Below are 13,317 nucleotides of genomic sequence, written 5' to 3' on the forward strand. Positions count from 1 at the left end.
AGGCTGCTCGTCCTGGGGGCCGTAATAGGGCGTGAACGTCAGCGGGCGTCCGGGGCGAGCAGCAGCCGGACGGCGAGCCCGGTGAAAACCACGCCGCCGAAGACGTTCAGCGCGCGGGCGGCGCGGCGGCTGCGCCGGAGCGCGGCGGCGAGCCGTCCGGACAGCAGGCCGACCGTGCCGTCCACGGCCAGCCCGATCAGCACCAGCGTCACGCCGAGGATCAGGAACTGGAGCATCGGGCTGCCGATGTCCGGGTTCACGAACTGCGGCAGGAACGCGATGTTGAACAGGATGACCTTGGGGTTGAGCAGGTTCGTGACCATGCCCTGCCAGAAGGCGCGCAGGCGTCCGGGACCGGCGGGACGCGGCGCGCCGTCCGCCGCGTCCTGCTCGCCGCGCTCCCGGAACGCCTTGATCGCGAGGAAGACCAGGTAGGCCGCGCCCGCCCAGCGCAGCACGTGGTACAGCGTCGGCACGGCCGCGAAGAGGGCCGACAGCCCGAGCATCGCGGCGATCGCGTGCACGAACGCGCCGGTGGCGACGCCGACGGCGGCCATCACCCCGGTCGTGGGGCCGCCGCGCCCGCCCATCGCGACGATGAACATCATGTCGGGGCCGGGGCTCAGGCAGAGCGCGAGCGCGGCGACGAGGAAGGCCGCGTACAGCGAGGAGTCGATCATCCCGGCAGCGTGCCCCGGCGCGTCCCGCCGAATCAACTTCGTTTCGCATCGCGGTACGCGCGACGAGAAGCCGGACGCGACTCCGGACATTACGCCGGATGCGACGCCGGACTCGACGCGGGATGCGGCGCCGGACACGACGCGCGACACGACGGGGGGCGAGACGCGGGATGCGACGCCGTACGCGGCGGGCCGGGCGAGCGCGGCCGGAGCAGGCGGAGGCACTCAGCCGCGGCAGAGCGCGTCGACCAGGAGGTCGAGGCGAGACGCGGAGTGGTCGGGACGCAGCCGTTCTCCTTTCGTGAGCGTCGCGAGGCCGTGCAGCCAGCTCCAGCCGACCTCGGCGAACGTCTCCAGGTCGCGGTCTCCGGCGAACGGCCTCAGCACGCTGACGATCTCGTGGAAGGCGTCGTGGAGGGCCTGCGGTGACTCGTCCGTCCCGAACGTGACGTCGATCCGCTGGACGAACATCGCGTCGTAGGCCGCCGGATGCGCCGCAGCGAAGTCCATGTACGTCCGCGCGACGGCGCGCAGCGCGGACACGTCGTCCGCGGCCTTCTCGCGCGCGGCGCGGAGTTCGGCGGCGAGGTCGCCGAGCGCCTCGACCGCCACCGCGGCCACGATCTCGGCCTTGCCCTTGAAGTGGCTGTACAGCACGGGCTGGCTGTACTGGACGAGCTCGGACAGCCGCCGGGTCGTGACGGCGTCCCACCCTTCGGACTCGGCCAGCTCCCGGGCCGTCCGGACGATCAGTCGGCGGCGTTCGGCACGTTCGCGTTCTCGGCGCTCCTGTACGGACATGGAAGGAATCCTAGCACTGCTAGACAATCGAGCACGGCTAGTGTTAGCGTCGCTCTTGTTCCTAGCAACGCTAGTTTTCCTGAAGGGGCCCCCATGAACGCCACCGTCCCGGCTTCCACCTCCGCCTCCGCCGCTGCCGCTGGCTCCGGCGGTCGCCTCGTCGCCCGCACCGCCACGGGCATCGCGATCGTGACCGGCCTGGTGGTCACCTACTTCGGTCTCAACTTCCTGCTCAACCCGCACGCGGCGGACGGCTTCGGCATCAAGCCCTGGCCGACCGGCCACGCGACCGGCTACTTCGACGTCAAGGGCTTCCGCGACCTGGCGACGGGCGCGGCGGTGTTCGCCCTGCTGGCCCTGCGCCAGCACCGCGCCCTCGCCTGGATCATGCTGTTCGACCTGCTGCTCCCGCTCGGCGACATGTTGACCGTGATGACCCACGGCGGCACCGTCGCCTTCGCCCTCGCCGTGCACGGCTCCGCCGCCGCGCTGCTGGCCCTCGGCGTCGTCCTCCAGTTCGTCCGCGTCCGCCGCGAGGCCCGCGCCGAGAACCGGCCCGCCGCCTGACCCCGCCATCCGCGCCGCTCCACTCCGCACGCGCCCCGCTCCTCGCGGTCTCGAGGGCGGGGCTCGGATGGCAGGCTGGAGGCGACGAAAGGGAGTTCGGTGAGTGATCTACAGACCCGGCCGGAGGCCGTGGCGTGCGGGGGACGGGACGACGTCTCGGGCGGTCCCGTCCGCGAGTTGCTGAAGCCCAAGACCGTGCCGCTGGGTGAGACGACCGAGGTGCGGCGGCTGCTTCCGACTCTCGGCCGCCGGATGGTCGGCGCCTGGTGCTTCGTGGACAACTACGGGCCGGACGACATCGCCGGCGAGCCGGGGATGCAGATTCCACCGCATCCGCACATGGGATTGCAGACCGTGAGCTGGCTGCACGCGGGGGAGGTGCTGCACCGCGACAGCCTGGGCAGCGTCCAGACCGTCCGGCCGCGCCAGCTCGGGCTGATGACCTCCGGCCGGGCCATCTCGCACTCGGAGGAGTCGCCGCGGGAGCACGGCCCGACGCTGCACGGCGCGCAGCTGTGGGTGGCGCTGCCGGACGCCGCCCGCCACACCGATCCGAGCTGGGAGTTCCACGCCGACCTTCCGGTGGTGACCGGTCCGGGGCTGACCGCGACCGTCCTGCTCGGCGAGCTGGACGGGGCCGCCTCGCCCGGCCGCGCCTTCACCCCGATCGTCGGCGCGGACCTCGGGATCGCGGACGGCGCGGACGTCCGCGTCCCGCTCGAACCCGACTTCGAGTACGCCGTCCTGACCATGGCCGGACGCACCGTCGTGGACGGCGTGCCGCTGGACCCCGGCGCCATGCTCTACCTCGGCTGCGGACGGCGCGAGCTGCCCGTCCGCGCGGACGGCGGCGGCTCGCTGATGCTGCTGGGCGGCGAGCCGTTCGAGGAGCGCCTGGTCATGTGGTGGAACTTCGTCGGGCGGAGCGGCGACGAGATCGCGCGGGCCCGCGCCGACTGGATGGACGGCGACCGGTTCGGAACGGTCCAGGGGTATGACGGCGGCCGGACCCCGGCTCCGGCCCTGCCCGGCCTGCCGCTCAAGGCGCGCGGCCGGACCCGCTGAGTCCCGCCCGTCAGGCGGCGGGCAGCCGGGCACCGGTCTCGGCGGAGCGGCGGACGACGTCGAGCAGCCGGTGCAGCTCCAGGGCGTCCGCGAAGGTCGGCACGGACGCGGACGAGGCGCCGATCGCCTGGTAGAGGCGGGCGACGTTGGCCGCCTGCGTGCCGTTCAGCGAGGCGGGCAGAAGGTTCAGCTCGTCCGGGACGGCGATCTCCTGCGGCGCGCCACCCGGCTCGCGGTTGCCGAGCAGGACGAGATCGTCGATCTGGACGCCGTAGCCCCCGCGCGCGACGAGGATGAGGTCGCCCTCCGTCCCGGCGATCTCGATGCGCGTGCCGGGCGCCGTCACCTTGGCGTAGTGGATGTGCGCGGAAAGCGTCGCACCGGACGCGAGGGTCCCGATCACGGCGACCTGGTCGGGGCTGTCGACCGGCACGGGCTCGCCGGTCTCCGCGACCGTGTACTGCCGGCGCTGGACGGCCGTCGTCGCGGACAGCTCGGCGATCGGGCCGAGCAGGTGCCGCACCAGGTCCAGGTGGTGGCCGCCGCTGACCTCCAGCGTCCCCGCCGCGTTCCGGACGTCGGAGGTGTAGGCCGACCAGGACGGCACCGTCCCGTCCGCGCCCTTGTACAGCGCGGCGTGGACGGTCACCGAGGTCACGCGGCCGACGAAGCCGTCGGCGAGGAGGCGCCGGGCCTGCTCGGCGGCCGGGGCGAACCGGGCCTGGAGGCCGACGGCCGTCCGGACGCCGGCGTCCGCCGCCAGCTTCACCACGGCCTCGGCCTCCTCGGTGGTCCGGGTCAGCGGCCACTCGGAGAACACGCGCTTGCCCGCGCCCAGGGCGGCGCGGATCAGCTCGTCGTGCGCCGGGACCTTCACGGTGATCGCGACGAGGTCCACGTCCGGGTGGGCGGCGAGCGCGCGCGGGTCGGTGAAGTGGTGCGGGACGCCGAAGCGGCGGGCGGCCTCCCGGGCGCTCTCCTCGCGCCGGGTGCCGACGGCGGTGATCTCGAACCCGTCCAGGGCGCGCAGCGCGGGGATGTGGGCGCGGGACGCCCAGCCCTGGTCGGGGTTGGCTCCGATGATGCCGACGCGGATCGCGGACATGGGTGGACTCCGTTCCAAGAAGCGGACGCATTCCGTCCGGTTGTCTGGGACCCTAGAACAAGCGGACGCGAGTTGTCCACTTAATCCGGACGCTGCCAGTCCGCTTCTGCCGGAATCCCCGGCGCCCGGACGCGGTTGACCTCCGTGTGATGCATGGCGAATACAAGGTGCCCGGCGGGAAGCTCGTCGTCGCCGACGTGAACGTGGTGGACGGCCTGCTCCGCGACCCGCGGATCAGCGGTGACTTCTTCCTCGAACCCGACGAGGCGCTCGACGCGATCAACGGCGCGCTCGACGGGCTGTCCGCCGGACTGGAGGCGCGCGACCTCGCCGCCCGCGTCCAGGCGGAGCTGCCGCCGGGCACGGTCATGCTCGGGCTCACCGCCGAGGCCGTCGGGATCGCCGTGCGGCGGGCCGTGGCGCGCGCGTCCGACTGGCGCGACCACGACTGGCGGCTCGTCCACGAGGGGCCGCAGCCGCCCGCGCTGCACATGGCGATCGACCAGGTCCTCGCCGAGGAGGTCGGCGCGGGCCGCCGCCCGCCGACGCTGCGGATCTGGGAGTGGGGCGCGTCCGCCGTGGTCATCGGCAGCTTCCAGTCGCTGCGCAACGAGGTGGACGGGGACGCCGCGCGCGCCCTCGACGTCGAGGTCGTCCGCCGGATCAGCGGCGGCGGCGCGATGTTCGTCGAGCCCGGCAACACGATCACCTACTCGCTGTACGCGCCGGAGTCGCTGGTCGCGGGCATGTCGTTCGCCGAGAGCTACGCCTTCCTGGACGACTGGGTGCTCGGCGCGCTCGGCGAGCTGGGCGTCCGCGCCTGGTACCAGCCGCTGAACGACATCACCTCCGACCAGGGCAAGATCGCGGGCGCGGCGCAGAAGCGGCTCGCGAACGGCGCCGTCCTGCACCACGTGACCATGTCCTACGACATCGACGTGGACAAGATGCTGACCGTCCTGCGCATCGGCCGCGAGAAGCTCTCCGACAAGGGCACCACCAGCGCGAAGAAGCGCGTCGACCCGCTGCGCCGGCAGACCGGCCTGCCCCGCGACGAGATCATCCGCCGCATGGTCGCGCACTTCCGCGCCCGCTACGGCCTGACTCCGGACACCCTCACCGACGACGAGCGCGTCCTCGCCGACAAGTACGTGGCCGAGAAGTTCAGCACGCCGGAGTGGACCGCACGCGTTCCTTGATCGTGCCCCGCTGGCAGGTCTTGCCGTTGTGACCGGCACGGCCGGGCGGTTAGAACCGGGGCATGAGCCAGTACCCGTACCCGGTCGTGCCCGCTCCCCGGTTCGACGTCCCCGCCGAGCGGGCCGTCGAGCGCGCGCGGGCGTTCGCCGACACCATGACGCTCCGCCGGACGGTCCGGGACTTCGCGCCCCGGCCCGTCCCGGCCGAGGTCGTCGAGCACGCGCTGCGCGCGGCGGCGACCGCCCCGAGCGGCGCGAACGTGCAGCCGTGGCGGTTCGTCGTCATCACCGACCCGGCCCGCAAGCGGAGGCTGCGCGAGGCGGCCGAGGCCGAGGAACGCGACTTCTACGAGCGCCGCGCGTCCCCCGAATGGCTGGAGGCGCTCGCGCCGCTCGGCACGGACTGGCACAAGCCGTTCCTCGAGGACGCCCCGGCGGTCATCGTCGTGTTCGAGGTGCACAAGGGGCCGCACTCGCCGCGTCCCTACTACGTGAAGGAGTCGGTGGGGATCGCGGTCGGGTTCCTGCTCGCGGCGCTCCACCAGGCGGGCCTCGCCACGCTCACGCACACGCCGAGCCCCATGAAGTTCCTCAACGAGGTCTGCGAGCGTCCCCGGGAGGAGCGCGCGTACGTGGTCATCCCGGTCGGCTACCCGGCCGACGAGGCGATGGTCCCCGACATCACGAAGAAGCCCCTGAACGAGATCGTCGTCCACCTCTGACGGCCCACCGCTCCGACGCGCTGCCGTTGGGAAGGGACGCGCGGGGCGGCCGGGCGGGCGAGCGCCCGGCCGCGTCCCGCGTGAGGGTCAGCCCTTCAGGATGGACTCGGCCAGCTTCTTGTCCCGCGCGACGCGGACGAGCGCGGCCGCGAAGCGGGCGAGGTCCTTGTCGGGCACCTCGTCCGCGAGGCGCTTCGGGTCGGCGGGCAGGCCGAGCCGCTCGGCGCCCTTGAGCGCGAGCCCGTCGATGTACGGGCGCAGCCACGGCCAGATCAGCTGGGCCTCGCGGCAGAAGATGTCCACGCCGACCTGCCCGATCCCGGGGAACTCGCGCAGCAGTTCGGCGGCGCGCTCGGGGTCGCGCCCGGCCTCGATCGCCAGCCGCCGCAGGTCGCCGCCGTACCGGTCCAGGACGAGGTCGGCCATGTCGCCGAGGTGCGTCGCGGTGCTCTCGTCGTAGCGGACGTAGTGGCCGCGGTCGAGCGCGTCCACCCGCTGCTGCCAGGTCAGCCGCGCGAGCCCGCGCGCGGTGCCGCCGCTCGCCTCGAACAGCTCGCGGGCCGCCGCCATCGCGATCTCCGCACCGATCCGGGCGCTGAGCAGGTTGGACAGGACCACGAGCCGGAACAGCGGGCCCGGCTGGTCCTTCAGCGGGATCCCCGCCTCCTCGGCGTAGGTCCGGCCCGCGTCACGCAACAGCCTCTTCACGACAGCGTCCATCAACGCACCTCCCGTCAATCGCGCCTTTACCCACGCGTGGCCGATTGACGCCTGCCGGACGGTTCAGAGCAGGCTGAGCTGGCCCTCGCCGGCCGACGGATCGCGGTAGCGCTTCAGATGCCGCCAGCGGGGCAGGTCGTCCAGATACGACCAGGACATCCGGTGGTACGGGGTCGGGCCGTGCTCCTCCAACGCCTTCTGGTGGACCGGCGACGGGTAACCGGCGGCGTCGGCGAAGGCGTACCCCGGAAACTCGGTGTCAAGCGCGGCCATCAGCCCGTCCCGGTGCACCTTCGCCAGCACGGACGCGGCGGCGACCGTGATCGACCGCTGGTCCGCCTTGACCTCGCAGCGGACCCGCCAGCGCGGGTCCCGGACGTAGTCGGCGTCGCCGTCGAGCAGCACCAGGTCGGGCGGCTCCGGCAGCGCGGACAGCGCCCGCACGGCCGCCCGCCGCAGCGCCGCCGTCATGCCGATCTCGTCGATCTCCTCCGGCGACGCCGAGCCGATCGCGTGCCCGTCCAGCCAGGCGGGGAGGACCTCCGCGAACGCCTCCCGGTGCGCCTTGGTGAGCAGCTTGGAATCGGTGAGGCGGACGGTCCGGTCGCCGCGTCCGGGCAGTTCCGGCGGGTCCGAAAGGTCGGTGACGGCCGCGCAGACCACGACCGGGCCGGCCCAGGCGCCGCGCCCGACCTCGTCCACCCCGGCGATCCGCACCGGACGTCCGGTGAGCTCGCGCAGCTCGTGCTCGATCTCGTACCCGGCCACCCGCGGCAGCCGCTCCCCGGACGTCCCGGACGTCCCGGCCTCGAACCCCGGCAGGGCCACATCAGCGGTTCCGGACTCACCAGCGGACAAGGATCCTCCCCGAACGTCGACACCCCGCAGCGAACCACGATCGTACGGCCCCGTCCCGCCCGCCCCACGCACCCCGGGCGCGCTCCGGGCGGCGGCGCTTTCAGCTTTCTCCCAGCTGCGAGGGGAGTTTTCTCGCGGCTTGCGAGGAGTAGCATCCGCGCAACAGGACTCCGCCGCTTCAGGGGTGGTCGGCATGGAGGCTCTGCGGTCGGGGGACCCTCGCCGTCTGGGCGGTTACGACGTTCTCGGACGGCTCGGAGCGGGCGGGCAGGGCGTGGTCTACCTCGGCCGCTCCGGCGGCGGTCGGCGTGTCGCGATCAAGCTGCTGCATCCGGGGCTCACCGAGGACCCGCTGGTCCGGGCGCGCTTCGTGGCGGAGGCCGCGGCGGCGCAGCAGGTCGCGCGGTTCTGCACGGCGGAGATCCTGGAGGTCAACGTCGCCGAGGACCAGCCCTACGTGGTCACCGAGTACGTGGAGGGGCCGTCGCTGCGCCGCCTGGTCGCGGGGCGCGGGCCGCTCGCGGGGGCCGAGCTGGAGCGGCTCGCGATCGGCATGGCCACCGCGCTCGCCGCCATCCACCGCGCCGGGATCGTGCACCGCGACTTCAAGCCCGCCAACGTCCTCATCGGCCCGGACGGCCCGCGCGTGGTGGACTTCGGGCTCGCGCGGGCGCTCGACGTCACCGCCACCCAGACCGGCGGACGGCCCGTCGGGACGCCCGCCTACATGTCGCCCGAACAGCTCAACGGCGACACCGCCGACCTCGCGATGGACGTGTTCGCCTACGGCGCGACCCTCGTCTACGCCGCGACTGGCAACCCGCCGTTCGGCACCGACTCGATTCCCGCGGTCGTGGCCCGCATCCTGCGCGGGCACGCCGAACTGGGCGACATGCGCGGGCCGTTGCGCGCGCTCGCCGCGTCCTGCCTGGCCAAGGACGCGGGCAGCCGTCCGACCGCCGAGCAGATCGTCCTGCGGCTGCTCGGGTCCGCCGAGGCCGCCGCCGCGCGGCGCGACACGCTCGGCGTGCTCGCGGCGGGGAGCGCCGCCGCGGAGCTCCACTCACCTGGCGCGTCCGCCAAGCCGGAGGCGATGTCGGGGACGATGTCGGGGACGTCCGACGCGTCGGGAGCGTCCGGGGAGCCTGCATCGAGTGCGCGGCCGGAACCGGCCTTGCCGCCGGACGTGCCGATGGCGGGGGAGGCCACCGTCCCTCCGGGGCAAAAGCGGCCTTACCTGTCCGGATGGCGCCGGGGCGTGCTCGTGGGCGGGACCGCGCTGGTGCTCGCCACGCTCCTCTCGGCCCCGATGATGTTCGGGCACGGAGCGGCGGCGCCGCGAGCCGCCGGTCCCGGGCTGCTCGCGCCGACGACGTCCGGACATCCGCCCGCGTCCGGCGGCAAAGGGGAAGCAGGCGGAGGCGGCCCGTCGGACGACCCCAGCGCGCCGCCGACCGTTTTCGGCTCCTCCTCCGTGGCTCCGACGACGACTCCGGCGACCAAGCGGACCACGACGGCACGCGCCCGGCCCTCGACGAGCGCGAAGCCCCCTTCGACCACCCCGACGCGCCCCACGACGACACCGCCTACCAGCCCGTCCCCGCAGCCGGGGATTCTCATGGCGGAGCGCGGCGGCGTCGAGCTCGCGCCGAACTGGGGCAGCCACAGCTTCCGGATCTGGACCGAGACCGGGCCGGTGCACTGGACGTCCAGCTACGGGCCCTACCTCAGCGCGCCGTCCTCCGGGGACCTCGCCGCCGGGGAGCGCTCCGAGGTCACGGTGACCGAGCGTCCGTCCGCGCCCGCGAAAGGCTGCGACCAGCTCACTCTCACCGGCGAGCTCAACTCGCGCATCTTCACCATCTGCTGGGACTGAGCCGTTCGCACCCGGCTCTCAGAGCCAGCCGTTCTGCCGGGCCGCGCCGACCGCCTCGATGCGGTTGCGGGCGCCGGTCTTCCCGATCGCGGACGACAGGTAGTTGCGGACGGTGCTCTCCGACAGGTGCAGCCTGCCCGCGATGTCGGCCACGGTCGCGCCGTCCGCCGCGGCGGCCAGGACGTCGCGCTCGCGGTCGGTCAGCGGGTTCGGGCCGACCGAGAGCGCGGCCGCCGCGAGCGCGGGGTCCACGACCTGCTCCCCGGCGAGCACACGGCGGATCGCGGCGACGAGGTCCTCGATCGGGCCGTCCTTGACGAGGAAGCCGCGCGCGCCCGCCTCCATCGCGCGCCGCAGGTAGCCCGGCCGCCCGAAGGTGGTGACGATCAGCACCCGGCAGGACGGCAGGTCGCGGCGCAGGTCGGCCGCGACGTCCAGGCCGGTGCGGTTCGGCATCTCGATGTCCAGGACGGCGACGTCCGGACGCGTCGCCAGGGCCGCGGGGAGCACCTCCGCGCCGTCCGCGACCTGCGCGACGACCTCGATGTCGTCCTCCAGGTCGAGGAGCAGCGCCAGCGCGCCCCGCATCATGCCCTGGTCCTCGGCGAGCAGCACTCGGATCACCGGATCATTCTCCACCCGCCGCGACCGGCACCGTCGCCACCAGCACGAACCCCGACGCGGACGGCGCGGCCCGCAGCGTCCCGCCGGCCGCGCCGACCCGCTCGCCGAGCCCGGCCAGCCCGTTCCCCTGCGCCGCCGCGTTCCCCTGCGCCGCCGCGTTCCCCTGCGCCGCCGCGTTCCCTTGCGCCGCCGCGTCACCCTGCGAGCGGGCGTCGCCCGGCGACGCGGCGGCCCGGGCGCGGCCGTTGTCGGAGACCTCCACGGACGCCTCCGTCCCGTCGTGGCGCACGGTGATCACGCAGCGGCCCGCGCCGCTGTGCCGGATCACGTTCGTCACGCCCTCCCGGACGACCCAGCCGAGCAGCGCGTCCGGCTCGGGCGGCAGCGGCCCGCCGGAGCGCCGCACCACCGCCTCGACGCCCGCGTCCGCAAGGGCCGTCCGCGCGTGGTCCAGCTCGGCGCCGAGCCCCCGCCCGCGGTAGCCGCTGACGGCCTGCCGGACCTCGGTGAGCGCCTGCCGCCCGACCTGCTCGATGTCGGCGGCCTGCTCGGCCGCGCGCGCCGGGTCCCGCTCGGCCAGCCGCCGCACCGCCTGCGCCTTCACCACCATCAGCGACAGCGTGTGCCCGAGCAGGTCGTGCAGGTCGCGCGAGAACCGCAGCCGCTCCTCGGCGACGGCCGCGTGCGCCAGCTCCTCGCGCACCTCGCGGAGCAGCCCGATCACCGTGAACAGCCGGATCACGATCGCGGTCACCGTGCCCGCCGAGATCGTCCCCCACAGGGTGCTCTGGATCGCGCCGCTCTCCAGCCCGGTCAGCCAGATCGTCAGCCCCGCCGCCGTGGACACGCCGCCGACCAGGACCAGCAGGCCGTACTCCGGACGCGGCGACGCGCTCGGCAAATGTCCCGCGACGGTCCCGGCGGCGAGCCCCGACAGCGGGAACAGCACGAACCAGCTCGGGCCGAGCTCGACCGTCGCCGTCACGGCGAGCGACGTGAGGACGGCCACGCCCGCGATCGGCAGCCGCAGCGGGACGCGGCCGTCGAACGCCGTGAGCACCGTCCCGAGGTAGCAGGCCGCGAAGGCGAGCAGCATCGGCACGGCCAGCCACATCGGCCGCGCCTCGCCCGTCAGCACCTCCTGGAGCGGCCACCAGATGATGACCGCCCAGAAGACGAACGCCCATGGCGACGGACCGTGCTGGTCGAGCTTCGCCAGATCCACGGACGGCCGCCGGGGCACGCGCCTCCGCTCGACGCGGGCGACCCGCTCCTCGATGTACCGCTTCATCCGCCGCTCACCTCTCGCACGCCGAATACCGTACGGCCTGGTCAGAGCGTCCGCGCCGCGCGCCGGTAGGCGATCACCGAGAACGCCGCGAACGCCGCGGCCCACGCGGCCAGCACCAGCACGCCCACGAGCGTCGGCGCCTGCCCGCCCGCGACCTTCCACGACAGCTCGCCGTACCGGTTCACCGGCGTGACCCGCGCGACGCGCGCCAGCCAGGACGGCATCTTGGCGACCGGGAACCACAGGCCGCCGAGCATCGACAGGCCCATGTAGAACACGAGGCCCGCCATCTGCGCCTTCTGCGCCGTCAGCAGGTACCCGAACCCGACGCCCAGCACCGCCAGCGGCGAGATCCCCAGCCACAGCAGCAGGAACACCGCGACCCACCGCCCCGGCGACAGCGACACGTCGTCCACCAGGGCGCCCGCCGCGCAGACCGCGACGATCGGCGGCAGCGCCGCGACCATCGCGCACGTCGCCCGCCCGACCACCGCCTGCGACGGCGCGAGCGGCAGCAGCCTCAACTGCCGGATCCAGCCGAGCGGCTTGTCCTCGGCGATCGAGACGCCGTTCGTCATCACCGCCCCGATCGCCCCGAACCCGGCCATCCCCACCATCGAGTACACCGCGCCGTCGCGGCCGGCCCCGCCGCCGAGGTCCAGGTTGGTGAAGACCAGGTACATCGTCAGCGGCGTCACGAGCGTCATGATCAGGTAGCCCGGATCGCGCAGCAGCCGCAGCAGCTCCAGCCGGACGTAGGGGAACAGGATCATCGGACGCCCTCCTCGGCGTGGGTCAGGGTCAGGAACGCCTCTTCGAGGCTCGCGCCCGAGACCTCCAGGTTCCGGACGGCCCCGGCGGCGGCGAGCGCCAGCACGGTCGCGTCCGAGTCGGTCGTGTGCAGCCGGACGCGCGTCCCGTCGATCTCGCTGCTCACCACGCCGGGCAGGGACGACAGGTCGATGTTCGCGAACGCGTCCACGCCGACGTGCGTGGCTCCGTCCACGCTGACGTTCGGGGCTGCGTCGATGCTGGGGGCCGGGGGTACGTCCACGCTGACGGTCCGTCCGGCGACCCGGCGCTTGATCTCCTCGCTCGTGCCGTCCGCGACGACGCGGCCCCGGTCGATCACCACGATCCGGTCCGCCTCGGCGTCCGCCTCCTCCAGGTAGTGCGTCGAGAACAGCACCGTCGCGCCGCGTTCCGCGCACCTCCGGATCGCCGTCCACAGCTCGCGCCGCGACTCGATGTCCAGCGCGGCGGTCGGTTCGTCCAGGACGATCAGGTCCGGCGAGCCCGCCACCGCCAGCGCGAACCGGACCCGCTGGGCCTGGCCGCCCGACAGCGCGTCCGCGCGCCGTCCGCCGAGGTCGGAGATCCGCGCGAGGTCCAGCAGCTCGCCGACCGACGGCACCGGTCCGCGCGCGACCGCGGCGTGCGCGCGCTGGACGAACCCGACGAGCTCCCGCACCGTCACCCCGGAGATCAGCCGCCCGGTCTGCGGCATCGCCCCGACCCGCCCGTCCCGGACGGCCCGTTCCGGCGTCCCGCCGAGCACCCGCACCGTCCCGGTGTCCGGCGCCCGCAGTCCCAGCATCATCGAGATCACCGTGGACTTGCCCGCCCCGTTGGGGCCGAGCAGCGCCACCGTCCGCCCGCGCTCCAGCCGCAGGTCCAGCCGGTCGACGGCCCGCACCGTCCCGAAACTCTTGCTCACTCCGCGCAACTCCACCGCTTCCATGCCGTTGACACTAGGAATCGGCGGGTACTCCGAGGCAGAGCCGGGAATACGCGTTCGCGCAGGACAAA

The 13,317-nt window shown here is 73.9% G+C and carries 14 protein-coding genes; 5 read left to right on the top strand and 9 right to left on the bottom strand.

Features of this window, described 5'->3' with window-relative positions; genetic code table 11:
- Nucleotides 1–38 precede the first annotated feature (38 nt).
- Nucleotides 39–680, bottom strand: a complete 642-nt coding sequence (locus ACFPCY_RS39545; RefSeq protein WP_378264380.1) for a LysE family translocator — start codon at nucleotides 678–680, stop codon at nucleotides 39–41.
- 225 nt (nucleotides 681–905) lie between these two features.
- Nucleotides 906–1,481, bottom strand: a complete 576-nt coding sequence (locus ACFPCY_RS39550; RefSeq protein ID WP_378264382.1) for a TetR/AcrR family transcriptional regulator — start codon at nucleotides 1,479–1,481, stop codon at nucleotides 906–908.
- 93 nt (nucleotides 1,482–1,574) lie between these two features.
- Between ACFPCY_RS39550 and ACFPCY_RS39555 the strand changes: the two genes are divergently transcribed.
- Entirely contained in the window at nucleotides 1,575–2,048 is a 474-nt protein-coding gene (locus ACFPCY_RS39555; RefSeq protein ID WP_378264384.1) for a DUF4267 domain-containing protein, read from the top strand.
- Between the two features lie 99 nt (nucleotides 2,049–2,147).
- Nucleotides 2,148–3,113, top strand: a complete 966-nt coding sequence (locus ACFPCY_RS39560; protein ID WP_378264386.1) for a pirin family protein — start codon at nucleotides 2,148–2,150, stop codon at nucleotides 3,111–3,113.
- A 10-nt stretch (nucleotides 3,114–3,123) separates the two neighbouring features.
- On the opposite strand, the gene ACFPCY_RS39565 is transcribed toward ACFPCY_RS39560, so the two are convergent.
- Complete coding sequence (locus ACFPCY_RS39565) at nucleotides 3,124–4,218, bottom strand: Gfo/Idh/MocA family protein (protein ID WP_378264388.1); 1,095 nt, start codon at nucleotides 4,216–4,218, stop codon at nucleotides 3,124–3,126.
- Nucleotides 4,219–4,367: 149 nt separating this feature from the next.
- Here ACFPCY_RS39565 and ACFPCY_RS39570 point away from each other — a divergent pair, with 149 nt between their 5' ends.
- Nucleotides 4,368–5,417, top strand: coding sequence for a lipoate--protein ligase family protein (locus tag ACFPCY_RS39570; RefSeq protein WP_378264390.1), 1,050 nt, complete (start codon nucleotides 4,368–4,370; stop codon nucleotides 5,415–5,417).
- Between the two features lie 62 nt (nucleotides 5,418–5,479).
- The gene (locus ACFPCY_RS39575; protein WP_378264392.1) at nucleotides 5,480–6,139 is read left to right on the top strand and encodes a nitroreductase family protein; all 660 of its coding nucleotides are present in this window, start codon (nucleotides 5,480–5,482) and stop codon (nucleotides 6,137–6,139) included.
- 87 nt (nucleotides 6,140–6,226) lie between these two features.
- Here the strand turns inward: ACFPCY_RS39575 and ACFPCY_RS39580 are convergent, their stop codons facing one another.
- Both ACFPCY_RS39580 and ACFPCY_RS39585 read right to left on the bottom strand, forming a co-directional pair.
- Nucleotides 6,227–6,859, bottom strand: a complete 633-nt coding sequence (locus ACFPCY_RS39580; protein ID WP_378264394.1) for an HhH-GDP family DNA glycosylase — start codon at nucleotides 6,857–6,859, stop codon at nucleotides 6,227–6,229.
- A 63-nt stretch (nucleotides 6,860–6,922) separates the two neighbouring features.
- Nucleotides 6,923–7,636, bottom strand: coding sequence for a ribonuclease HII (locus tag ACFPCY_RS39585; RefSeq protein WP_378264523.1), 714 nt, complete (start codon nucleotides 7,634–7,636; stop codon nucleotides 6,923–6,925).
- A gap of 274 nt (nucleotides 7,637–7,910) precedes the next feature.
- Between ACFPCY_RS39585 and ACFPCY_RS39590 the strand changes: the two genes are divergently transcribed.
- Nucleotides 7,911–9,593: a serine/threonine-protein kinase gene (locus ACFPCY_RS39590; protein WP_378264396.1), complete on the top strand. Its 1,683-nt coding sequence runs from the start codon at nucleotides 7,911–7,913 to the stop codon at nucleotides 9,591–9,593.
- Between the two features lie 18 nt (nucleotides 9,594–9,611).
- On the opposite strand, the gene ACFPCY_RS39595 is transcribed toward ACFPCY_RS39590, so the two are convergent.
- From ACFPCY_RS39595 to ACFPCY_RS39610, 4 genes are read right to left on the bottom strand one after another with little or no spacing between them, the layout of a single operon-like run.
- Nucleotides 9,612–10,217 carry a response regulator gene (locus tag ACFPCY_RS39595; RefSeq protein ID WP_378264398.1) on the bottom strand — a complete coding sequence of 202 codons (606 nt, stop codon included), beginning with the start codon at nucleotides 10,215–10,217 and terminating at the stop codon, nucleotides 9,612–9,614.
- Between the two features lie 4 nt (nucleotides 10,218–10,221).
- Entirely contained in the window at nucleotides 10,222–11,508 is a 1,287-nt protein-coding gene (locus tag ACFPCY_RS39600; RefSeq protein ID WP_378264400.1) for a sensor histidine kinase, read from the bottom strand.
- A gap of 41 nt (nucleotides 11,509–11,549) precedes the next feature.
- Nucleotides 11,550–12,281 carry an ABC transporter permease gene (locus tag ACFPCY_RS39605; RefSeq protein WP_378264402.1) on the bottom strand — a complete coding sequence of 244 codons (732 nt, stop codon included), beginning with the start codon at nucleotides 12,279–12,281 and terminating at the stop codon, nucleotides 11,550–11,552.
- Nucleotides 12,278–13,249 (bottom strand): ABC transporter ATP-binding protein, encoded by a 972-nt coding sequence (locus ACFPCY_RS39610; RefSeq protein ID WP_378264404.1) that lies wholly within the window; start codon nucleotides 13,247–13,249, stop codon nucleotides 12,278–12,280. The genes ACFPCY_RS39605 and ACFPCY_RS39610 overlap by 4 nt, the downstream gene beginning before the upstream one ends.
- Nucleotides 13,250–13,317 lie beyond the last annotated feature (68 nt).

The organism is Actinomadura gamaensis, assembly GCF_042652125.1.
In the GTDB taxonomy this organism is placed as follows: domain Bacteria; phylum Actinomycetota; class Actinomycetes; order Streptosporangiales; family Streptosporangiaceae; genus Spirillospora; species Spirillospora gamaensis.